Raw genomic sequence first — 22752 nt, 5'->3', positions numbered from 1 at the left:
ATTTGGGGTATGCAGGCCGCTTAGCGGCCGCTGTTGACCAGCAGCAAAATGGCCACGATCAGGATCGCGAGTGCCTGGAAGGTCACGCGGCCCATCATCGCCTTGTTCTGGCGCAGGCTGGACTGGCTCGGGCCGGTGCCATCGCCTTTCAGCTCCGCCTCGGTCGTGCGCAGGAACGTCACAATGCCGCGAACGAGCATGAAAAGTGCGCCTAGCATGGCGAGCACCAGCAGGATGATCATGAGGGCATTGCCCATAGCTTGTCTCCTTGTGGCCCCGATTTAGGAGGCTTCGACCCTGATTCCAACCGGAAAGCGGCCAGCCTGCAAATCTTCGGCGAGCGCCGGGCCGGAAAGGCCCTGATCGCGCAGCTCCGCAAGGCTCAGGCCATCGGCGCGCTTGGCAAGGCGCTTGCCCGCCGCATCCACGATCAGCCGGTGATGCCGGTAGCGCGGACTGGGGAGGCCGAGCAGCGCCTGCAGGGTGCGATGGGCGTGGGTGGAGGCGAACACGTCCCGCCCCCGAATGACATGCGTGACGCCCTGTGCCGCATCATCGACCACCACCGCGAGATGATAGCTGGCTGGCCGGTCCCGCCCCTTGATGATCAGATCGCCCAACGCATCCGGCTCGACCGGGACGGTGCCGGCAAAATCGTCCTGCCAGACCAGCGGACCAGTGCGCGCCAGCGCCGCGCCCATATCCAGCCGCCAGCTATGCGGATTGCCCGCCGCGATCCGTGCCGCGCGCTCCTCCAGCGCCAGCGCGCGGCAGGTGCCGGGATAGAGCGGCCCGTCGGCGCCATGGGGGGCGTGAAGGCTCGCGGCCAGTTCTCGCGCGATATCGCCGCGCGTGCAGAAGCAGGGATAGACGACGCCCGATGCTTTGAGTCGGTCCAGAGCCTGCTCATAGGCATCGAAGCGCGTCGACTGGATCATCAGCCCGTCCCAGCCGATGCCGAGCCAGCGCAAGTCTTCGTAAATGCCCTCGGTAAATTCGGGCCGGCAGCGGGTGACGTCGGTATCCTCGATGCGCAGCAGGAAGGTGCCGGCATTTTCCCGCGCGAAGTCATGAGCCTGCAACGCCGACCAGCCATGGCCGATGTGCAGGCGCCCGGTCGGGCTCGGCGCGAAACGGGTCACCACATGTCGTGGAGAGTCGTTTTCCATCATACAAGGCCTTGACGAAGACTCATCGTCTCTGCTGTCATATGCACGTCACGCTTCTCTTGGAGAGAGTGCGGCGAAACGAAAGGGGCAAGAGCGCGCATGTATCATCCCGATCGAATACGCCATCCAGAAAATTGCCCGGCGCTCGTGTTGAACGCCGACTACACCCCGCTTTCTTATTATCCGCTGAGCCTCTGGCCCTGGCAAACCGCCATCAAGGCGGTTTTTTTGGATCGGGTGGACATCGTCTCCAGCTATGAGCAGGAAGTTCATTCGCCGAGTTTCCAGATGCAAATCCCCTCGGTGATCGCGCTCAAGCAATATGTGCGGCCGAGCGAGCATCCCGCCTTCACCCGCTTCAACCTCTTCCTGCGCGACAAATTCTCCTGCCAGTATTGCGGATCAACCAAGGATCTCACTTTCGATCATGTCGTGCCGCGCCGCGCGGGTGGCCGCACGACCTGGGAGAATGTCGCCACCGCCTGCTCGCCGTGCAACCTCAGGAAAGGTGGACGCACCCCGCGCGAGGCGCATATGCCGCTGCGCCAAATGCCGATCCGGCCGACGACCTGGCAGTTGCAGGACCATGGCCGCGCCTTCCCGCCCAACCATCTGCACGAGAGCTGGCACGACTGGCTCTACTGGGATGTGGAACTGCTGGCCTGAGCCAGGACCCCGTCTCCGCCTGCCCCTTGCACGCGGCTCTGGAGCCGCTAAGAAGCCGCGATGGACCGTATCCTCATCCGCGGCGGCAAGCCGCTCTCCGGCAAACTCCCCATCTCCGGCGCGAAGAACGCCGCGCTGACGCTGCTGCCTTGCGCGCTGCTGACCGAGGAGCCGGTGACCCTGCGCAACCTGCCCCGTCTGGCGGACGTGGACAGCTTCGGCCATCTGCTCAACCAGCTTGGCGTATCGACCACCATCGAGGGATCCCGGCAGGAAGATTTCGGCCGGGTGATGACGCTCAAGGCCGCGCGCGTCACCTCATCGGTCGCGCCCTATGACATCGTGCGCAAGATGCGCGCCTCCATCGTTGTGCTGGGGCCACTGCTGGCGCGCACCGGCGAGGCGACCGTGTCGTTGCCCGGCGGCTGCGCCATCGGCAACCGCCCCATCGACTTCCACCTGCGCGCCTTTGAGACGCTGGGCGCGACGATCGAGATGGCCAATGGCTATGTCCGCGCCATTGCGCCGGATGGTGGCCTTAAGGGCGCGCTCGTTACCCTGCCCTTCCCCTCGGTCGGCGCGACCGAGAACACGCTGATGGCGGCGGCGCTCGCCAATGGCGAAACGATCATCGAGAATGCCGCGCGCGAGCCTGAGATTGTCGACTTGTGCGGCCTGCTTGTCGCCATGGGTTGCGAGATCGAGGGCATCGGTACGGACCGGATCGTCATCCACGGCAAGCAGCGCCTCTATGGCACCACCTATCGGGTGATGGCAGACCGTATCGAGGCGGGAAGCTATGCCTGCGCCGCTGCGATCACCGGCGGGGAGCTGGATCTGATCGGTGCCAATGCCGATGACATGCACGCGATCCTCAAGGGCCTGCGCGATGCCGGCGTCCACATTGAGGAAAGCAAGACCGGCATCAAGGTCGCGGCCGACGGCCCGCTGAAGCCCCTGACGCTGACAACGGCGCCGCACCCCGGCTTTCCCACCGACATGCAGGCTCAATTCATGGCGATGCTGACGCTGGCCGGTGGCGCGAGCGTGCTCACAGAGACGATCTTCGAGAACCGCTACATGCACGTGCCCGAGCTGGCTCGCATGGGCGCGGATATCACCGTGAACGGCCGCACCGCCGTGGTGCGCGGCGTGGAAAAGCTGACCGGCGCCCCCGTGATGGCGACCGACCTGCGCGCCTCGATGAGCCTGATCCTCGCCGGCCTCGCCGCACAGGGCGAAACCGTAGTGAGCCGCGTCTACCATCTCGACCGGGGCTATGAGCGGCTGGAAGAGAAACTGAGCGCGGTCGGCGCCGACATCGAGCGCGACAGCGACGGGTAAGCCCCCGCCGCAGGTCTGATGGGGCGGTCTGCACGGCGTTTTAATCGCTAATCTTTCGTCATTCCCGCGAACGCGGGAATGACGGTCATAGAAATCGGCGGATGACTCTGCCGCCGATCTTACCGGCAAAGGGGTAAGAGCGGCCCTCTCAGGCCGCCGTATCGATGCCCAGTTCCGCCAGCTTGCGGTAGAGCGTCGAGCGGCCGATGCCGAGGCGACGCGCCACTTCCGTCATGCGGCCGCGATAATGGCCGATGGCGAGGCGAATGACATCGGCCTCGATATCGGCCAACGCGCGCAGATGGCCGTTCGGCTCGTAGAGCGTGACGCCAATGCCGCTCTCCTGCGCGTTGCGGACCATGGGCGTGACCTGCCCGTTCTCGCGCCGCACCGGCTCGCTCTGGTTGAGTTTGCCGGAGAGTTGCGGGAAATCCGCGGCTGTAAGAGCATCCCCCTCGCACAGCACAGCCGCGCGGAAGAGCGTGTTGTGCAACTGGCGGACATTGCCCGGCCAATCGTGCAGGGCGAGCAGGTTGATCGCCTCATTGGTGATGCCGAGGCTGCGCATCCCCGGCTGCGCCACGACGCGCTCCAGCAGATGACGCGCCAGCGCAGGAATATCGCCGCGACGATCCCGCAGCGGCGGAATGGTCAACTGGACGACGTTGAGGCGGTAATAGAGGTCTTCGCGGAAGCGCCCTGCCTCCACCTCGTCAAGCAGACGCTTGTTGGTGGCGGCGATCACACGGACGTCGACCTGACTGGGCAAGCGCGCGCCGACCGGCTGGATCTCGCCATCCTGCAACACCCGCAACAGCTTGACCTGCGCATCAAGCGGCAATTCGCTGATCTCGTCGAGAAAGATCGTGCCGCCATTGGCGGTGCTGAACTTGCCGACATGCCGATCGAACGCGCCAGTAAAGGCGCCGCGTTCGTGGCCAAACAGGTCCGATTCGACCAGATTCGACGGAATCGCACCGCAATTCACCGTGACCATCGGCGCGCGGGCGCGCGGACTGGCGGCGTGGATGGCATGGGCGATAACTTCCTTGCCGACACCGCTTTCCCCCTCGATGAGGATGGGCACGCGGGCACGCGCCGCCTTGGCGGCGATGGCCAGGGCAGAGCGGAAGGTGGGCGAGGAGCCGACAATCTCGTCGAAGCCGAGCGGTGCCCGGTTCTTCTCGGTGAGCGGACGCAGTTCCCCTGCGCTGCCGGCATGGTTGAGCGCAGCCTGCAGGGCGCTCAGGAAACTGTCCGGCGCGATCGGCTTGATGAGGAAATCATGCGCGCCGGCCCGCATCGCATCCACCGCCCGCTCGGCAGAGCCATTGGCGGTGATAACCAGAACCGGCAATTGCGGGCGACGGACCCCGATGGCGCGGATGAGGTCGCTGGCCTCGCCTTCCTGCGTCCAGTCGTCGATCATCACGGCATTGATGCGCGCGCCTTCACGGGAATCGAGCAGCTCGAGTGCATCCTCCGCCGTGCTCGCGCTCATCGCGCGCCAGCCCGCCCGATGGGCCATGGCAATATTGAGTCGGCGCTGCGCCGGCTCATCATCGACCAGCAGCAGAACAGGATTTTCGGGTTCGGTCATGCTCTCTTCCGCTCGTTGCAGCCGACGGAATTAAAGAGAGGGGGTAAAGAGGCTGTTAAGCCGACCTGTCTTTGCGGCAAGCTGCTTGAGGCCGCCAAATAATGCCGCTAGGACATTGCGAAGACGACAATCTGGAACAGGATAGCCATGGCGCACGAACAGGACATGAATCAGGCAACCGGCAGCTACAGCGGCTTCGTGACGCTGATGAAGTGGGGCACGATTCTCAGCGCAATCGCCGCGCTCATCGTCATCATGATCATCGCCTGATCCCTCCGAACGGGGGGATGTTCATGAAAATCGCCGTTATTCGCGAGACCGCCGCTGGCGAGCGGCGCGTGGCCGCGTCGCCCGAAACCGTCCGCAAATTCAAGGCGCTCGGTGCAGAGCTGGCGGTAGAAACGGGCGCCGGCCTTTCTGCCAGCGTCTCCGATGCCGAGTATGAGGCCGCGGGGGCGACGGTGACCGACCGCGCCGCCGCCGTGCAAAGCGCGGGCATTATCCTGTGCGTGCAGGGGCCGGAGCCCGAGAGCATTGCAGGCGCGGCGCCCGGCGCATGGCTGGTCGGATCGCTCAACCCATTTGGCGAGCGCGCACGGATCGATCGTTATGCGGCCGCCGGGCTGGAAGCGCTGGCCATGGAGTTCATGCCGCGCATCACCCGCGCGCAGAGCATGGACATTCTCTCCTCCCAGTCCAACCTCTCGGGCTACAAGGCGGTGCTGGACGCCGCTGCGGAATATGGCCGCGCCTTCCCGATGATGATGACGGCTGCGGGCACCGTTTCCGCCGCCCGTGTCTTCGTGATGGGCGTGGGCGTCGCGGGACTGCAGGCCATCGCCACCGCCCGCCGGCTCGGCGCGCAGGTGAGCGCGACGGACGTGCGCGCGGCGACCAAGGAACAGATCGAATCGCTCGGCGCCAAGCCGATCTTCGTGGATGCGGTGAAGGGCATCGAAGGCGAAGGCAGCGGCGGCTATGCCACCGAAATGTCGCCGGAATATCAGAAAGCGCAGGCCGATCTGGTCTCCAGCCATATCGCCAAGCAGGACATCGTGATCACCACCGCGCTGATCCCTGGCCGCGCGGCGCCGCGCCTGATCTCGGACGCGCAGATCGCGACGATGAAGCCGGGCAGCGTGATCGTGGATCTGGCTGTCGAGCAGGGCGGTAATGTCGAGGGCGCGGTGCCAGGCGAAATCGTCGAGCGCCATGGGGTGAAGATCGTCGGCCACCGCAACATGCCCTCGCGCCTCGCGGCGGACACCTCGGCGCTGTTCGCGCGCAATCTCTATAATTTCCTGTCTGCCTATTGGGACAAGGACGCCAATGCGCCGGTGCTGCCGGATGACGACGAGATCGTGAAAGGCATCCGCATCACCCAGGGCGGCAAGGTGGTGAACGAGAGGCTGCAGACAAGCAGCACCTAGTCTCCATGGGAGGGGACCAGAATCATGGACTTCATTGCGATTCTTTCGATCTTCGTGCTGGCCTGCTTCGTCGGCTATTATGTCGTGTGGTCGGTCACGCCTGCACTGCATACGCCGCTGATGGCGGTGACCAACGCGATTTCCTCGGTCATCATCGTCGGCGCGCTCATCGCGGCGGCGGAGGCTGGCAATCCGCTGGCTGAGTGGCTGGGGCTGATCGGTGTGGTGCTGGCCTCGATCAACATCTTCGGCGGCTTTGCCGTGACCGAGCGGATGCTCGCGATGTACAAGAAGAAGGAGCGCAAGTGATGCTGGCGTTCCTGCCTGTCGGGCCGCTGGCGGCCCTCGCCTATCTCATTTCCGGCGTGCTGTTCATTCTGGCGCTGCGCGGCCTTTCCAACCCGGAGAGCAGCCGGCGCGGCAATCGCTTCGGCATGCTCGGCATGTTCATCGCGGTGGGCACCACCGTGGCGACGCATGATGCGGTGGCAATGCCGCGCATCGGCATCGCGATCATCATCGGCGGCGTGCTCGGCTTCGTGATCGCGCGGCGGATTGCCATGACGGCGATGCCGCAGCTCGTCGCGGCCTTTCACAGCCTTGTCGGCCTTGCCGCCGTGCTGGTCGGCGTCGCCGCCTTCCTCAGCCCGGTGTCCTTCGGCATTGCTGACGAGCTGACCGGGGCGATCCATGCCGCCAGCCGCATCGAGATGGCGCTGGGCGTCGCGATCGGCGCGATCACCTTCTCGGGCTCGGTCATCGCCTTCCTCAAGCTCAACGGCAATATGAGCGGCAAGCCGATCCTGCTGCCGGGGCGCCACATCATCAACATCGGCACGCTGCTGGCGATCCTCTTCTTCACCTACGGCTTCTGGCACAGCCAGGCGCCGATGGACTTCTGGATCATCCTCGTCCTCGCCTTCGTCATCGGCTTCCTGCTCATCATCCCCATTGGCGGAGCCGACATGCCGGTCGTGGTCTCGATGCTGAACAGCTATTCGGGCTGGGCCGCCGCCGCCATGGGCTTCACGCTCGGCAACAGCGCGATGATTATCACCGGGGCGCTGGTCGGCTCTTCCGGTGCGATCCTCAGCTACATCATGTGCAAGGCGATGAACCGCAGCTTCATTTCCGTGATCGCTGGCGGGTTCGGCGCGGAAGCGGCAAGCGGTGACGGCGAGGCGAAGGAGCAGCGCCCGTGGAAGCGCGGCAGCGCGGAAGACGCGGCCTTCCTGATGAAGCAGGCGGACAGCGTCATCATCGTGCCGGGCTATGGCATGGCCGTCTCCCAGGCGCAGCACGCGCTCCGCGAGATGGGCGACATGCTCAAGGCAGCGGGCGTGAGCGTCAAATATGCCATCCACCCGGTCGCGGGGCGCATGCCCGGCCATATGAACGTGCTGCTGGCCGAAGCCAATGTGCCCTATGACGAGGTGTTCGAGCTGGAGGACATCAACAGCGAGTTTGCCCAGACCGACGTCGCCTTCGTCATCGGCGCCAATGACGTGACCAATCCGGCGGCCAAGACGGACAAGTCCTCGCCGATCTACGGGATGCCGATCCTCGATGTGGCCAACGCCAAGACCGTGCTGTTCGTGAAGCGCTCCATGGGCGGCGTGGGCTATGCGGGGGTGGACAATGACGTCTTCTACATGGACAACACGATGATGCTGCTCGCAGATGCCAAGAAGATGGTCGAAGAGATCGTCAAATCGCTCGGGCACTGACACGCAAGATGGAGTTTTGATGCGCAAGCTTGGACTGATCGGTGGCATCTCCTGGACGTCCACGGCCCGCTATTACGACCTCATCAACCGCTCCGTGCAGCGCGAGCTGGGCGGGCTGCACAGCGCGACCCTGCTGATCGACAGCCTCGACTTTGCCGATGTCGCCCGCTGCGCCTCGGCCAATGACTGGGATTGCGGGGCCGGCCACATGGTCGGCGCAGCCAAGCGGCTGCAGGCGGCCGGCGCGGAAGCGCTGATGATCTGCGCCAACAGCCTGCACAAGGTGGTGCCGCAGATCGAGGCGAGCGTGGACCTGCCGGTCATCCACATCATCGACGAGATTGGTGCGCGGCTGAAGGCGGACAAGGTGAAATCGGTCGCGCTGGTCGGCACCAGCAATGTGATGAGCGACCGCGATTATCGCCAGCATCTGGTGCAGGAGGGCGGCGTCTCACTGCTGCCCGCCGAGGCCGATCTGGCCGAGGGCATCGACAAGCTCGTCTATACCGAGCTGGCGGCCGGCATCATCACCCGCGAGGCCGAGCGCTACATGAAGACCGAGCTGACCAACATCGCCAAGGAGGATGTGCAGGCCGTGGTTCTCGCGTGCACGGAGCTCGACCTGATCGTGGACGTGAATGCCAATGTGCTGCCGATCTACGACAGCACGACCATCCATGCCGAGGCCGGCGCCCGCTTCGTGCTGGGCAAATAGCCGGGCCGCTTTGGGCTTGTGCCGGGGTTCGCACCGGGCGATACATACGGTCCTAATGGTTTGAAAGACCAAGCGAGAGGATCTGCCCGATGCGAGTCTCCCCAACCAAGATCTCGTTGCCTTTGATCGCCGCCGCGCTGCTGCTGAGCACGGCCCCTGCTCATGCTCAGATGCGTGCACTCAATGACGCGGTGGTGGCGCATCCCGACCCCGAATCGCTGTTCACGAGTCCCGACCCGAAGCTGCATCGCAACAAGCAGACCGCGCTCAAGATCGTGAAGGAGTTGCTGGAGGCCAATCACTGGGACCGCGCGCCGCTGTACCTCACCGATCGCTACATCCAGCATAATCCGATGGCGGGTTCAGGCCTCAAGGCCGTGATGGACTTCTTCATGAACGTCGCCAAGCGCACGCCCACGCCGATCCCTGAGAAGATGAAGACGCCGGTGGTGGCGGTGCAGGCCGAGGGTGATTTTGTGACGGTCAGCTTCGTGCGGGAAGTGCCCTATCCCAACGATCCTTCCAAGACCTACACGACGACCTGGTTCGACATGTGGCGCTTTGTCGATGGCAAGGCCGACGAGCATTGGGACCCGGCGACGCTGCCCGCCGCCCCGCCGCCCGCCGCAGCCCCGACGGCCGCGCCCGCCGCGCCGTCCCAGCCCGTGCCGCCGCCGGCCGGCTGAATCATAAACAGGGAGAGGACAAATGACGACACGCACAACTCTGACCGGCGTGGCGCTGAGCGCACTCATGCTGGTCGCGCAGCCTGCCCCACTGCTCGCGCAACATGCCGGGCATGGCGATCAGGCCGATCACGCCCGCATCCTTCAGGAAGTGCAGGATCGCACCCAGATCGAGAAGCTGATGTGGGATTATGTGCGCGCGGCCGACAGCTTGAATGCCGAGGCCTATGCCGCGCAGTTCACGCCCGACGGCGCCTTCAACGACGTCAAGGGCAGCGAAGCGCTGCGCAAGATGATCACCGCCATGAAGACCAGCCAGGAGGAGCGCCGGGCCAAGGGCGAGCATATCGGCGCGATGCACCACATGATGAGCAACCAGACCATCACCTTCATCGACCGTGACCATGCGCAGGTGAATTATTACTGGCAGACGGTGTTCGCCGACCGCGCGCTCAATCCCCCGCCGCGGCTCGCCGCTGCCGGTCGCGGGCGGGACGATGTGGTGCGCGTCAATGGCAAGTGGCTGATCCAGCTGCGCAATGTCGCGGTAAAGGACTAAGAGCGGAGGCCGCCCGTGCAGCAACAGGTCGCCGTCATCACGCTGGGCATCGGCGATCTGGCACGCGCGCGGCGCTTTTATCGCGAGGGTTTCGGCTGGACGCCGGTGTACGAGGGGGAGGACATCCTCTTCTACCAGATGAACGGCTTCGTCCTCGGGCTTTGGGCGAAGGACGCGCTGGCGCAGGACATGCAGCGCCCAGTGGCTAGCCATGGCGCTGCTCCGGTGGCGCTGGCGCATAATGTCGCGACGCAGGCGGAGGTTGCGCCGCTGATTGCCCGGCTTGTCGAGGCCGGCGGCGAGCTGCTGCGCGCCGCCGACGCGCCGCCCCATGGCGGGATGCGCGGCTATGTTGCCGATCCTGACGGCCATGCCTGGGAGATTGCTTGGAATCCGGCCTGGCCGATCGATGCCGAGGGGCGCGTGACCTTCGCGCTGTGAATGGGGGTTAAGCTGTCTGCGCGCGCCTTAGCCCCTCCCCTTCAGAGGAGGGGTTGGGGTAGGGCTCACCGCCCACGAATGTTCGCAATGCGAGCGATGCTGCGCATCGCCACCACCCCCTTCCCCTCCCCTGAAGGGGAGGGGCTGATGGACGTCAGGCGTCCGTCGGCTCGGCAGGCTCCTTGGCAAGCAAGATCGGATCGTCCAGCCCCGCCGCGAGCGCATCCTCGACTGTCTCCAGCCAGATGAACTCCAGCTTCTCCCGCGCATTGGCGGGAATGTCGTCATAGTCGCGCTTGTTACGGGCGGGGAGCATGACGCGGGTGATGCCGGCACTCGCGGCGGCGACGACCTTCTCCTTGATACCGCCTACCGGCAGCACAAGACCGCGCAGGGAAATCTCCCCGGTCATCGAGGTATCGCTGCGCACCGTGCGGCCGGTGAGCAGGGAGGTGAGCGCCATGAACATGGCGACGCCCGCGCTTGGCCCGTCCTTGGGCGTGGCGCCGGCGGGGACATGGACGTGAATGTCGCTCTTCTCCAACAGCTCCGCCGAGACGCCGAGGCTGTCGGCTCGGCTCTTGAGCAAGCTCAGCGCCGCCTGCGCGCTTTCCTTCATCACGTCGCCGAGCTGGCCGGTGAGGATGAGCCGGCCGGAGCCTGACATCTTCGTTGCCTCAATGAACAGGATGTCGCCGCCGACGGGCGTCCAGGCCATGCCGGTGGCCACGCCGGGCACGCTGGTGCGCTGCGCCACCTCATTCTCGAAGATGCGGTCGCCCAGCACCTCGTGCAGATCATCGACGTCGATGGAGACCTGCGCGGCGCTGCCCTCGGCAATCCGCACGGCGGCGTTGCGGATGGTCTTGCCGATCTCCCGCTCCAGGTTCCGCACGCCCGCCTCGCGGGTGTAATAGCGGATGATCTCGCTCAGCACGGCATCGTCCACCGTCACCTGCTCGGCCGTAACGCCATTGGCGGCGAGTTGGCGCGCGACGAGATAGCGCTGGGCAATCGCCAGCTTCTCATCCTCGGTATAGCCCGAGAGGGTGATGATCTCCATGCGGTCGCGCAGCGGGCCGGGGATCGTGTCCAGCATGTTGGCCGTGGCGATGAACACCACGCGCGAGAGATCGAACGGCACGCCGAGATAATTGTCCCGGAAGCTGCCGTTCTGCTCGGGGTCGAGCACTTCGAGCATGGCGGCCGAAGGATCCCCCTGCACACCGCGCCCCATCTTGTCGATCTCGTCCAGCATGATGACGCAATCGCGCCGCCCGGCCTTGCGGATCGCCTGGATGATGTTGCCGGGCATGGCGCCGACATAGGTCCGGCGGTGGCCGCGAATCTCCGACTCGTCATGCACGCCGCCCAGACTCACGCGCTCGAACGGGCGGCCCATGGCTCGCGCGATGGACTGGCCGAGCGAGGTCTTGCCGACGCCGGGCGGGCCGGCGAAGCACAGGAGCGGCGCCTTGCCGCCGGGCGCGAGCTTGCGCACGGCGAGATATTCGACGATCCGCCGCTTGATCTTGTCGAGGCCGTAATGATCCGCATCGAGCGTCTCGCGCGCCTTGGCGATGTCGATGGGCTGCTCTTCGGGAATGTCCCACGGCAGTTCCGTCAGCCAGTCGAGATAGGTGCGGATGATGCCATGCTCGGCGGCGGCCTCGGGCATCCGCTCGAGCCGGCGCAGTTCCTTGCGCGCTTCCTTCTCGACCGCCTCGGGCATCTTGGCGGCCTCGATCTTCTCGGTCAGCTCCGCGATTTCCGCCGCACGGCCATCGTCCTCGCCAAGCTGGCGCTGGATGGCGGCCATCTGCTCGCGCAGGATCGCTTCGCGCTGACGGCTGGTCAGCGTCTCCTGCACGTCCTTGCCGATCTCGGCCGAGAGGCGCAGCACCTGCAGGCGCTGCTCCAGCAGCCGTGAGACACGGTCCAGCCGCGCCGGCAGCGAGACAGTCTCCAGCAGTTCCTGCTTCTGGGTGGTATCCACGTCCAGATAGGCGGAAACGGTATCGGCCAGCGTCGATGCCGACGCGATGTTCTGGATCGCCTCGGCCAGACCCTGCGGCGCCTGCGGCAGCAGCTGCACCGTCTCCAGCGCCTGTTTGCGCACATGGATCAGCCGCGCCTCGACGTCCGGCGTCTTGTCCTCCTGCTCGGCGAGCTTCTCGACCCGCGCGACCATGAACGGCCAGCCTTCCAGAAACTCGACAATGCGAAAGCGCGTTTCGCCCTGCAGGATGAGGTGATGGGTGTCATCGGGCGCCGTCACATAGCGCAGCACATTGGCGAGCGTGCCCATGGCGTGCATGTCCGCAGGGACGGGGGCGTCGACGCCCGCATCGCGCTGGGTGAGCACGCCAATCGGCAGGCTCTCGCGCACCGCAGCCTGTGCGGCGTTGACCGAGATGGCCCGGCTGAGCGCCAGCGGCATCACCACATCAGGGAACAGCACGAAGCCGCGCACGGGGACGATGATGATCGCATCCTCCGGCAGCGGGCGGAAAGGCTGCGTCTCGCCGGGCGCGGCGCCCTGGGGCTGCGCGGCGCCGGTGGACGTGGGATTGGCGGTGTTCGTGGTCAGAACGTCCATCAGAAGCGGCCTCCATCGACCTTGCTGAGCGTAACGAGCAGGCAGCCATTCACGGCGGCGCGACGCACGCCTTGATACTGGCCGCCGGGGAGCGGCAGGCGGCGCTCGAAGCGGCCCTGCGGCAATTCGAGGCGATGAATGCGCGCGGTGCGCAGCTCCGGCGGCAGGATGCGCTGGCCGCGCACGATGAGCACGCCATCCTCGATGAACGCCTCCGCCTTCTCGGCATCGACGCCGGGCAGCGCCACGATGACCAGCACCTCATGCGCCGTCTCGATCATGTCGGCGGGTGGCTCCCAGGCCGGCGGACCGCTGGCGGCGCGGACGGGCGCATAATTCTGCTGCTGGAGGCGCTGCATACGATCCAGCAGGTCGACCGCATCGGCCCACATCCAGTGCCTGTTCCGCGAAGTCATGCGCGCCCTCTTCCCCTTGGGTCACCGGGCGAGATGCGCGGCGTGCATCCAATAAGGTTGCTCGCCGGGCCGATTTCAAGCCCGGCAGAAGGGCGCGGGGAAAGCCCAGGCAGCAATCAGCTGCCGGGCAGCACCGCAGGCAGATGCACGGGCGCGTTCGGCCCGAGCGGTAGGTCGAGGAGCGTCCAGCCGGCGAGCAGTGCCCCGCCAAAGAGCAGCAGCCAGAGGGAATAAGGCAGCATGACCGCCGCAAGGCTGCCAAGGCCGAAGCTCGGCACCCAGCGCTGGCAATAAATGAGGATCAGCGGGAAATAGACCATCAGCGGCGAGATGATGTTGGTCGCCCCATCGCCGACGCGATAGGCGGCCGTCGTCGTCTCCGCACTGATCCCGAGCAGCATCAGCATCGGCACCAGCACCGGGGCGAGCAGCGCCCATTTTGCGCTGGCCGAGCCCACGAACAGATTGAGCACGGTGGTAAACAGCACGATCAGGAGCAGCAGCACCGGCGTCGGCAAGGCGACGGCCTGCAGACCGCCGGCGCCGTGAATCGCGAAGATGAGGCCGAGATTGGACCAGCCGAACATCGCCACGAAATGCGCCGCCGCGAAGGCGAGGACGAGATAATAAGCAAGGTCGCCCATCGCCCCGCTCATCATCTTCACCACGTCGCGATGATCGGCGATGGTGCCCGCCGCCTTGCCATAGGCCCAGCCGCCGGCAAGGAAGAGCAGGAAGAAGCCGCCGACCAGCGACTGGTAGAAGGGCGTCAGTCGCGCCTCCGGCACCGCTGCATTTGCATCGACCAGTGGCGCACCCGGCATCAGCGCCATGATCGCCCAGAGTGCGACCACCGCCAGCATCGCCAGGCCGCCGTGGCGCAGGCCCTTGCGCTGCGCGGTGGTGAGGCGCTGTTCGGCGGTGGCATCCGGCGTGCCCGCAATCATCGCCGCCTCGCCCTGCGGCACATAGCCGCCAAGGCGTGGCTCGATGATCCGGTCGGTGACGTACCAGATGACCGGGATGTAGAGGATGAGCAAAGCGGCCATGAAGAACCAGTTGCCGGCAATGTTCATCTGCCAGTCGGCATCCAGCAACTGCGCGGCCTGCTGGGTGATGCCGAAGAGCAGCGCGTCGAGCTGGCCGGGCAGGAGATTGGCCGAGAAGCCGCCGGACACGCCGGCAAAGGCGGCCGCGATCCCGGCGACGGGATGGCGACCGGCCGCCGCATAGATGATGCCGGCCAGCGGTACGAGCACGACATAGGCCGCATCTGCGGCGAGATTGCCCATCATGGCGACGAAGGCGACCATCGGCGTCAGCAGCATCGCCGGTGCATTGGCGACGCTGGCGCGCATGGCAGTGCCGAACAGGCCGGAGCGCTCGGCCACGCCCGCGCCGAGCATCACCACCAGCACATAGCCGAGTGGGTGGAAATGGGTGAAGGTGGCGGGCATCTCGACCCACAGGCGGCGGATATTCTCCGCGCCGAGCAGGCTTTGTGCCGTGATCGTCACCGGCGCGCCGGTTTGCGCATCGACCTGCGTCGGGTGCACGGCCGACAGGCCGGCCAGCGCGGCGGCGAGCGAGATCAGTACCAGCGCGAGGATGAGGTAGAAGAAGATGAACACCGGATCGGGCAGCTTGTTGCCCGTCCGCTCGATCCAGCCGAGGATACCCTTTGGTGCGCTGTCCGTCCCCGCCTGTGCCACGAGCCCTCGCTATGTGATTGTGATCGCTTGGCTTGTGCTAACCCGACGGCGCGAGCGGGGCAAGGCGGGTGGTGGGCTGGAGGCGATCCAGTGCTCCTGCGAAAGCAGGAGCCTCGGGCAGATAAGGTGGTCGGTTGGGCCCTGGGCTCCTGCTTCCGCAGGAGCACGCGTGAGACCTAGTAGCGATAATCCACCGCAATGCGCACGGTGCGCGGGCGCTGGGGGGTGGTGTAGCCGCCGGTGCCGGTGCCAAAGGGCGTGCCGAGCGCGAAGCGGTTGCCGGTTGTGTCCAGCAGGTTGGTGAGCGACAGCGTCACCCCCCGTCGCGCATCGCCGTAGCGGGCGGTGACGCCGGTATCGACATAATCGCCTTGCTCATCGCCCAGCACCGGCCCGATGCCAAGGCGCGAGGGGCCGATATATTTGAGCCAGCCGGCCAGCCGCAGGTCCGCCGCACCCAGCAGCACGCGATAATCGATGCGGGCCTGCGCCGCATATTCCGCGACATTGGGAATGCTGCCGGGCGAGGCATCCGCGCTAAGCTGGCCCAGCGAGCCCAAAGCGGGAAGTTGGGCCAGGGCGTTGGTCACCGGCAAATCGGTGGCCCGCAGCGCGGCGAGCCGGAACGCCTCGGGCGTCAGCGCAATGACACGGCTGTGATTGTAGACGGCATTGAGATCGATCTGCAGTCCCTCGAGCGGGAAGAGCGAGAGGCTGCCGGCTATGGAGGTGATGCGGCCATTGCCGATATTGGCCGTGGTCGGCAGCCCATTGCCGTCGATGAAATCGGCCTGGATGTCGCGCCAATAGGCGTAAGCGGCCGAAAGGCTGGCCGCGAAGCCATAATAAGCGCTGCCCATCCGCACCCCGCCTTCCAGGCTCTGGATGTGATCGTTGCGGAACTGGCGGACGAACTGGGATTCGATGGCAAGGCCGCCGGGCCGGAAGCCCTCCTCATAGCGGGCATAGACGGTGAGCCCCGGCACCAGATGCGCCAGCACCTCGCCGGAGGGCAGCAGCTTGGTTTCGGTCCGGCCCGCAACAATATCGCCGCCCTGCAGGGCGAACAGCGGCTGCACATCCTCCGCGCTGCCGCTCAGCCGGCTGTGCGTGATCCGCCCGCCGCCGCTCAGCAAAATGCCGCGCGACACCTCGACGCTGAGCTTGCCATAGCCGGTCAGCTCCGTGACGCGATTGCGCACGCCGGTGGCAGCGGCCCGCAGCGTGGTGAGCCCGAAGGCGCGGCGCTGCTCGGCCTCATTGTCGATGGCGCTGATGCCCAGCACCCAGCCAAAGCCATTTTCGACCGGGCGCCATAGCCGGGTCTCGCTGGTCAGCATCCGCGTTCGGTTGCGCTGCTCGAACACGCGTGGGAGCGTGTCGGTCCGCGTCGCATCGAAGCGCTCGTCCAGACCGTGGCTGACATAGGCATTGGAGGATTGGAAGCGCAGCGCGCCGAAATCCTTGCGGACCACCAGCGTCGCCATGCCATAATCGGCATTGGCATCCTCGACCACAAAGCTGTTGCGGGTGAGCGGCGGGGCATCGCGGTCGGCATATTGGGAATCGTCGATGAGCGTCGACTGATAGATGCCGCCGACATCCACCGTCCATGCATCGCCCAGGTCCAGCCGCAGCACGGCGCGCCCGCCAGCGATGCGCGTGCGGTTGACATCGTTCACGCCGCGTACCGGATTGTCGATATAGCCGCCGTCGGTGATGCCATAGCCGGTCAGGCGCAGGGCATGGCCGCGCGTACCGATCGGCATGTTGACGGTCGCGGCGACATCGGCGCCCGGCTCGCCATGCTGGGTGACGCTGAGCCCGGCACTGGTCTCAACAGTGAACCCGCGCGGATCAGGATCATTGGGCACCAGCCGGATGATGCCGCCGAGGGAGCCCGCACCATAGAGCGTGCCCTGAGAGCCTTCCAGCACCTCGACCTGCTTGATGTCCTGCAGGCGCAGGTCCGGGTCCGGCGCATTATAGGTGAGGCGCAAATCGCCCAGATATTGCCCGACCGTCGCCTGCGTTGGCCCGGTGAAGCTGGAATCGGCGATGCCCCGGATGAACAGCTTGTTGCGTCCGGAGCCCAGATGGGTGGAGGCGACACTGGCCAAGCGCGAGGCGATGGAGTCTGTGCCGCGCTCACCGCCAAACCGCAGGTCTGCGCCATCCAGCAGATGCACGGCGCCCGGATAATCCTCATAGCGCTGATCGAGCTTGCTGGCGGTGACGACGAAGGATTCCACTTCGGCCGGCGGGGCCGGAGGGGGTGGCGGAGCGACCGGACGCCTGGGCCTTTGCGCCTGCGCTACGGCAGCGGGCGCGCTCACCGCATCGATCCGCCAGCTCGTGGCGCTCAACTGCACGGCCCGGCTGCGCGTGCCGGCCAGCATCCGCGCAATGGCCTCGGCCGGCGTCATGGTGCCGCGCACGGGCTTGACCTTTGTGCGCCAGAGCGCGTCGCTGGTCACACTGATGCTGATGCCCGCCTGCCGCGCGAGTTGCGGCACCCGATCGGACAAGCGCCCTGCAGGCACGTCGATGGGCCGGGTCTGCGGCGCCTGCGCGGCGGCCGGCCCGGCGACGCCCAGCAGCGCCGCCGTGGCGAACAGCGCCAGCGGGGCACGAGCTATCTTGAGAGCGTCCACCCTCCGCTTTCCTTTGTCGCAGAGGTGCCGGAGAGCGCCGCCAGATCGTTCACCAGCCGTTCCTCGGGCAGATCGGTGCGCAGGGCCCCGCGGAAGCGAATGCCCGCCGCCGCCGGCGTGGTGCGCAGGGCAATGCCGGTGGTGCGCGCAACTTCCGCCGCGACATCATCCAGATGCACGCCATCATAGACGAGCTGGCCGGCGCGCCAGCCGCCTACCGCTGCGGGACTGACCGCGCTCAGGTCCGTCGCGCTGCCATCATCGCGGGCGGTGAAGCGATAGCCGGCATCGACGCGGATCGCCGCGCCGCGCGGATTGTAGACCACCGCACCTTCCGACACGGCCACGCTGATCCGCCCGTCATTGCGCGCGACATCGAACACCGTGCCGACATCGACCAGCTCGGCGCCGCCGACCGAAACCCGGAACGGCGCAGCATCCTTGTGGACGACGGAGACGAGCACCTGCCCTTCCTCCAGCTCGATCCGGCGCGGATCGCTGCGGCTGAGCTTGACCGAGGAGCCGCCGTTCACCGCAATCTCGCTGCCATCGACAAGGGTGACCACTTGCGAGCGGCCCAGTGGGGTCTTCACCCGGTAGCTATCCGACGACGCCTGAAACATGCCAATGCCGACCATGCCCGCGATCGAAGCAGCGAGCGCACCGCCGACCCACAGCCGACGGCTGATCCGGCGCGGCGTAGGCGGCGTGGGCGAGGCAGCCCGACCCCCGTCCCGCGCTACGGCGCCACCCTCCGGCCAGATGTCCTCGGGGCGGGCGGGCAAGGTATCAAGATCGGCATCCAGCGCGGCGAGCTGGTGATAGGCGGTCGCATGGTCTGGATCGCTCTCGAGCCAATCAGTGAAGGCCTCCCAAGCATTGAAGGCCGGATCGCGCTGGCGCATCAGCCAGTCGATGGCCGCTGCGTCCGCCGGGTCCATCCCCGCCTGCCGATCATGCGTCATCGGACTGTCTCCTTGCGGCCAGCAGGGCAGCATAAGCACGGCGCAGATCGCTCTCGACCGTGCTGAGGCTTACCCCCAGCTCGGCGGCAATCTGACGTTGGGGCACGCCATCGAGGCGATAGCGGCGGAAAACCTGCGAAGCGCGCGTGCCCAGCGCGTCCAGCGCGCGGTCGAACCGCCGCAAATCCTCGCGCGCAATCAGCTGCGCTTCCGCAGTCGGCTCGGGTACGACCTCCCCCGTGCCGCGCGCCTCCGTCCAGGCCTGATCTCGGGCCCGCGCCTGCCGCTCGGCACGATAGCGATCGACCATGAGGTTGTTGGCGGCGCGATACAGATAGCCCAGCGGATTGCCGACCGGGCCGGTAGGGCGCTGGGTGACGCGCATCCACAATTCCTGAAACAGATCCTCGGCGGCATCCCCGGCGCCATGGGCAACCAGAAAGCGGATGAGCTGGACGCGATGCGCCATCAGCGCACTGGCCAGCCCCTGCCCTTCGACAGGACCGGTATCGGTTCCCGTTTCACCTCTCATGGTCCGTCCGTTGTGGCTTCCCTGTGCCTTCATCGCCCGGCACCCTGTGTCCCGGGTCGCACCTGAAACTCCTGCGCGGTATAGCCCGCTGACACCACCACGCAAGGGCCGGTGCGGCCCGCTCCACACAGGCTCCACGCCCCCTGAGCGAACGGCGCAAAGGGATTGTGAGCCAGCGTGCGTGCAGCGATCGATCGCAAGGACGGTCATCTCCATTCAACTCCGGGTTGGGCAAGAGGGAGTTGGGGGGTGGTGGGCACGGTTCCACGCTCCCTCTTGCCCGCACACCGGCCTCAAGAACCGTTTAGAGGCCGATGCGAAGACTGGCGCGCAGCGACAGGGCCCAATTGCCCTGATACTGCTCCGCGCCGAGTTCACCGCCGATCTGGAATCCGCTGTTGCCGGCGACGCCGCGCAGGCGCCCGACCCAACCGCTTTCCCGATCATCGGGCAGCAGCGTGAACGCCTCGCCACCCTTGAACTGCGCCACCGTGGTGCCGAGATTGCCGCTCACGATCTCGCGACGACCGGCCTCTACCTCCAGCCGGGACCAGCCGGACCACTCATCCTGGCCGCCCATGTCGATGCCCAGCACTGCGGTGCCGGTGACCGCCAGCTCGTCGCTGGTCCGCGAGCGCACGATGAGGTTCATGGCATCGCCGCCGCCCGTCTCGGTGTAGCCATTCTCCTTCAGCCGGAAATAATCGAGCGACACGACCGGGCGGAAGGAGATTCCGCCCTGCGACACCCAGTCGTAGGAGAGCGTGCCCATGGCCGAATAGAGCCGGGCATTGCGATCGCTATTGGCGGTCAGCGTGGTGGCGGTGCCATCCTTCAGCCCGTCGAAGCTACGCTTGCCATCCAGATCGACAAAGCCGACCGACCCGCGCGCCGTCGCCCGCAAGCGCCCGGTCTTCAGGCGCCAGTAGCCGGCGACCTCGATCTGGTTGGCGGTCACCTGATTGGCCGTGTCGCCATCGCGATTGCGGCCCCACAGATAGGCTACCGACGTGCCGAAGCTGCCAAGGCCGGTCTTGATTTCGGCGCCGCCGCCAAAGCCCCAGCCGGAGGTCTCATACGCCGCCGTGTCGCCGCGCCCCTTTTCGACGCCCCAGACGAGCTGGTTGATCCAGTAGCCCCATTTGCCTTCATCCTTGAACGGGCCGGTGGGGTCATCCAGCATCCGCCCGAAGGTGCGCGATCCTTGGGTGACGACCTGGAAGGTCCCGCCGGCATGATCCGGCAGGAGCTGGCGCAGGCTGGTGCGGAAGTCCTCGCCATCGGTGATGCCGAGGAAGGCGGTTTCCACCCGTTCGTCCTTGGAGAGGGCGACATAGATCGCATCGAAGGCCGCAGCCTCCGAGCGGTTGAGGCCTAGGTCCGCAGTGGTCTTGCGGCCGAGGGTCACGCTGAGCGTGTTGGCGCTGCTGCTGAGCGTCGCCTTGTAGAGATAGGGCACTAGCGCGGTTTCGGCATTGAGGTTGCCGGCGCCTGTGAGCGTGCCGGCGGTCAGCACCAGATGATTGCCCACTGCATTCTCGATATCGCTGACCCGCAGCACCAGCCGCGAGTCCGCCGCGAAGCTCGCGGTGCCGGCGACCGAGAGATAGGCCGTGCTGTTGCCGGCCGCCCCCAGCGTGATGCCGAGCGCGCCCTTGTCGGTCACGGCCAGGCTGCCGATCTGCGCCGGGCCCGTGAGATCGAGTGCACCGCCCGCAAGGCTGAGCGCCAGTTGGCCGGCATTGGCAAAGGTGCCGGAATAGACGGCGGTACCGCCAATCGAGAGCGTGCTCGCGGTGCCGCCGAAATCGGTCGTTCCCTTGAAGCGCGACGTGCCGGCAAGGCTCATCGTGCTCGTGCCGGTGCCGAAGGCGACATTGCCGGTGTAGACCGCATCGCCGCGTAGTTGGAGCGTGTCGGCTCCGGCGCCGAAGCTGGTGTTGCCGGTGACCGTGCCGTCCGCGATGTCAAAGAGGTCATTGCCGCTGCCGAACCGGACGTCGCCCACAATGTTGGGCGCGGTAGCGCTGGCGGCGACCTCGGTCTGCTTGACGGTCACGCCGCTGCCGTTGGCGGTGAGATCGATAGCGATGTTACGGCCCGAATCCGCCTTGGCGCCGGTCGCCGAGATGGCGCCGCTATTCTCGATGAGCGTCAGCCCGCCCGAGGCATCGATGATGGCGACCGCGCTGCCGGCCTCGCCGGTCGTCGCCTTGATCGTGCCGGCATTGCGCAGGGTCGGCAGGCTGGCGCCGGCATCGACGCGTACGGCGGTCGCCGTCGCGCCATCCTTGCTGGTGCCGGTCGCCTCGACCTTGCCGGTGACGTGCAGCAGCGGCGTCGATGCCCCGGCGCCGAGGCGCAGGGCCGTCGCCGAAGCATCGCGGGCGGAGGCCTCGACGCTGCCACTGATACCGATGCCTCCGGCGATGGTCACGGCGCCACCCTGGCCGCCGACGAGCAGGCCATTGCCCTGCACGCCGGTGTAGAGGCCGCTGCCGGACACGGTGCCGTCGATGATCAGGCCGTAGCCGCTGCCCGTCGCCGGCACCGCACCGATGGCGATATCGCGCCCGGCCGCGCCGATCCGCATCGCCGGTGCCGCGCCATAAGAGCGCACGACGGCAGAGCCTTCCTCGCTGTCCTTGATGCCGTCCTTGTCTTCATCATCATCGGTGGTGCTGCTGTCTTTGGGGGGTACGGCAAGGATGATGCCGCCCGCGACATTGCCTTCCACGATGACCGCCGAGCCGCCCTGCAGCAGATCGTCCGCATCCAGCTTGGAGGGGTCTGACGGCGGCGTGGTGTAGCGATAGCCCGTGGCGCTGATCGCGCCCTGAATGGTCAGCGTGCCGCCGACATTGCCGAGAAATGCCGCGCCGACCGCATTGACGCCCTGCGCGCCGACCGTGCCGGCAAGGCGGACATTGCCGCTGATGTCTCCGGCCTGCACGCCGATCGCATGATCGCCCAGCACGCTGCTGGTGCCATCGTGCGAGAAGGCGCCGGTGAGCGGACCGCCGAGCCGGATGCCGAAGGAATCATTGCCCTCGACCTGGATCGTGGCACCGCGCGCCACGGTGATGGGGCCGGAATAGGCGCCCAAGGTGCGGATGCCGTGGCGCCCGGTGCCGACCGCGAACGGCCCGTCGAGATCGCCATCATTATCGCCGTCGGTGGGCGCGTAGCTCTCATCGATGATGATCTTGCCGCTGTGGACGATGCCGCCCGACGTGCCGGCATTGGCGACGATGCCCGCGGCATTGTCCGCATTGCTGATCTGGATCGTGCCTTCATTGGTGATCTTGTTGGCACTGTTGACCGTGACCGCAACGCTGCCCGCACCGGTCAGTTCGATCGACCCGGCCGAGCCGATCTTGATATCGTCGGCCGCGCCATTGTTGGCTGTGGCCGTCGCGATTGCGGTGGTCCGCTTGGTCGTGATCGAGGTTTCCGCTGACGCCGCACTGGCAAGAGCGAAGGCGCAGGTGGAAGCAAGCAGGAAATGACGCATGAATACTCCGCTGGTCGTTCAGT

At 66.4% G+C, this 22752-nt stretch carries 20 protein-coding genes; 10 read left to right on the top strand and 10 right to left on the bottom strand.

The window, feature by feature from the left end:
* Positions 1-20: 20 nt before the first annotated feature.
* Together M2339_RS01035 and gluQRS are read right to left on the bottom strand one after the other, a co-directional pair.
* Positions 21-257, bottom strand: coding sequence for a twin transmembrane helix small protein (locus tag M2339_RS01035; RefSeq protein WP_181560534.1), 237 nt, complete (start codon positions 255-257; stop codon positions 21-23).
* Positions 258-281: 24 nt separating this feature from the next.
* Positions 282-1172, bottom strand: coding sequence for a tRNA glutamyl-Q(34) synthetase GluQRS (gene gluQRS, locus M2339_RS01030; RefSeq protein ID WP_264571215.1), 891 nt, complete (start codon positions 1170-1172; stop codon positions 282-284).
* A gap of 96 nt (positions 1173-1268) precedes the next feature.
* Between gluQRS and M2339_RS01025 the strand changes: the two genes are divergently transcribed.
* Complete coding sequence (locus M2339_RS01025) at positions 1269-1835, top strand: HNH endonuclease (RefSeq protein ID WP_264573529.1); 567 nt, start codon at positions 1269-1271, stop codon at positions 1833-1835.
* Between the two features lie 60 nt (positions 1836-1895).
* Positions 1896-3179 carry a UDP-N-acetylglucosamine 1-carboxyvinyltransferase gene (murA, locus tag M2339_RS01020; protein WP_264573530.1) on the top strand — a complete coding sequence of 428 codons (1284 nt, stop codon included), beginning with the start codon at positions 1896-1898 and terminating at the stop codon, positions 3177-3179.
* Positions 3180-3327: 148 nt separating this feature from the next.
* Here murA and M2339_RS01015 read toward each other — a convergent pair whose 3' ends face one another.
* A complete protein-coding gene (locus tag M2339_RS01015) occupies positions 3328-4779 on the bottom strand; it encodes a sigma-54-dependent transcriptional regulator (RefSeq protein WP_264587791.1) in 1452 nt (483 codons plus the stop codon).
* 147 nt (positions 4780-4926) lie between these two features.
* Here M2339_RS01015 and M2339_RS01010 point away from each other — a divergent pair, with 147 nt between their 5' ends.
* The 8 genes from M2339_RS01010 to M2339_RS00975 all read left to right on the top strand — a co-directional run bounded on the left by M2339_RS01010 (position 4927) and on the right by M2339_RS00975 (position 10337).
* Positions 4927-5049 carry an aa3-type cytochrome c oxidase subunit IV gene (locus M2339_RS01010; RefSeq protein WP_181560539.1) on the top strand — a complete coding sequence of 41 codons (123 nt, stop codon included), beginning with the start codon at positions 4927-4929 and terminating at the stop codon, positions 5047-5049.
* A 23-nt stretch (positions 5050-5072) separates the two neighbouring features.
* The gene (locus tag M2339_RS01005; protein WP_264587792.1) at positions 5073-6209 is read left to right on the top strand and encodes a Re/Si-specific NAD(P)(+) transhydrogenase subunit alpha; all 1137 of its coding nucleotides are present in this window, start codon (positions 5073-5075) and stop codon (positions 6207-6209) included.
* Positions 6210-6233: 24 nt separating this feature from the next.
* On the top strand, positions 6234-6518 hold the full coding sequence (locus M2339_RS01000) for an NAD(P) transhydrogenase subunit alpha (protein ID WP_264573533.1): 285 nt from the start codon (positions 6234-6236) through the stop codon (positions 6516-6518).
* Entirely contained in the window at positions 6518-7936 is a 1419-nt protein-coding gene (locus M2339_RS00995; RefSeq protein WP_264587793.1) for an NAD(P)(+) transhydrogenase (Re/Si-specific) subunit beta, read from the top strand. The genes M2339_RS01000 and M2339_RS00995 overlap by 1 nt, the downstream gene beginning before the upstream one ends.
* 19 nt (positions 7937-7955) lie before the next feature.
* Positions 7956-8651: an aspartate/glutamate racemase family protein gene (locus M2339_RS00990; protein ID WP_264571221.1), complete on the top strand. Its 696-nt coding sequence runs from the start codon at positions 7956-7958 to the stop codon at positions 8649-8651.
* A gap of 89 nt (positions 8652-8740) precedes the next feature.
* Complete coding sequence (locus tag M2339_RS00985) at positions 8741-9337, top strand: nuclear transport factor 2 family protein (RefSeq protein WP_264587794.1); 597 nt, start codon at positions 8741-8743, stop codon at positions 9335-9337.
* A gap of 22 nt (positions 9338-9359) precedes the next feature.
* Positions 9360-9896: a nuclear transport factor 2 family protein gene (locus M2339_RS00980; RefSeq protein ID WP_264573537.1), complete on the top strand. Its 537-nt coding sequence runs from the start codon at positions 9360-9362 to the stop codon at positions 9894-9896.
* Between the two features lie 15 nt (positions 9897-9911).
* Complete coding sequence (locus M2339_RS00975) at positions 9912-10337, top strand: VOC family protein (RefSeq protein WP_264587795.1); 426 nt, start codon at positions 9912-9914, stop codon at positions 10335-10337.
* A gap of 154 nt (positions 10338-10491) precedes the next feature.
* Here the strand turns inward: M2339_RS00975 and lon are convergent, their stop codons facing one another.
* The 7 genes from lon to M2339_RS00940 form a co-directional block, all read right to left on the bottom strand.
* Positions 10492-12936, bottom strand: coding sequence for an endopeptidase La (gene lon / locus M2339_RS00970; RefSeq protein ID WP_264587796.1), 2445 nt, complete (start codon positions 12934-12936; stop codon positions 10492-10494).
* Positions 12936-13352, bottom strand: a complete 417-nt coding sequence (locus M2339_RS00965; protein ID WP_264573540.1) for an Hsp20/alpha crystallin family protein — start codon at positions 13350-13352, stop codon at positions 12936-12938. Before M2339_RS00965 ends, lon begins: the two co-directional genes overlap by 1 nt.
* A 116-nt stretch (positions 13353-13468) precedes the next feature.
* The gene (locus tag M2339_RS00960) at positions 13469-15064 is read right to left on the bottom strand and encodes an AbgT family transporter (protein WP_264587797.1); all 1596 of its coding nucleotides are present in this window, start codon (positions 15062-15064) and stop codon (positions 13469-13471) included.
* Positions 15065-15240: 176 nt separating this feature from the next.
* On the bottom strand, positions 15241-17718 hold the full coding sequence (locus M2339_RS00955) for a TonB-dependent receptor (RefSeq protein WP_264587798.1): 2478 nt from the start codon (positions 17716-17718) through the stop codon (positions 15241-15243).
* Complete coding sequence (locus M2339_RS00950; RefSeq protein ID WP_264587799.1) at positions 17700-18683, bottom strand: FecR family protein; 984 nt, start codon at positions 18681-18683, stop codon at positions 17700-17702. The genes M2339_RS00955 and M2339_RS00950 overlap by 19 nt, the downstream gene beginning before the upstream one ends.
* Complete coding sequence (locus tag M2339_RS00945; RefSeq protein WP_264587800.1) at positions 18673-19215, bottom strand: sigma-70 family RNA polymerase sigma factor; 543 nt, start codon at positions 19213-19215, stop codon at positions 18673-18675. Before M2339_RS00945 ends, M2339_RS00950 begins: the two co-directional genes overlap by 11 nt.
* A gap of 304 nt (positions 19216-19519) precedes the next feature.
* Entirely contained in the window at positions 19520-22729 is a 3210-nt protein-coding gene (locus M2339_RS00940) for an autotransporter domain-containing protein (RefSeq protein WP_264606122.1), read from the bottom strand.
* Positions 22730-22752: the final 23 nt, after the last annotated feature.

The organism is Sphingobium sp. B2D3C (assembly GCF_025961835.1).
GTDB lineage: Bacteria > Pseudomonadota > Alphaproteobacteria > Sphingomonadales > Sphingomonadaceae > Sphingobium.
Note: the sequence above shows the minus strand (reverse complement) of the source record. Positions and strands in the feature narration are given on the sequence as shown.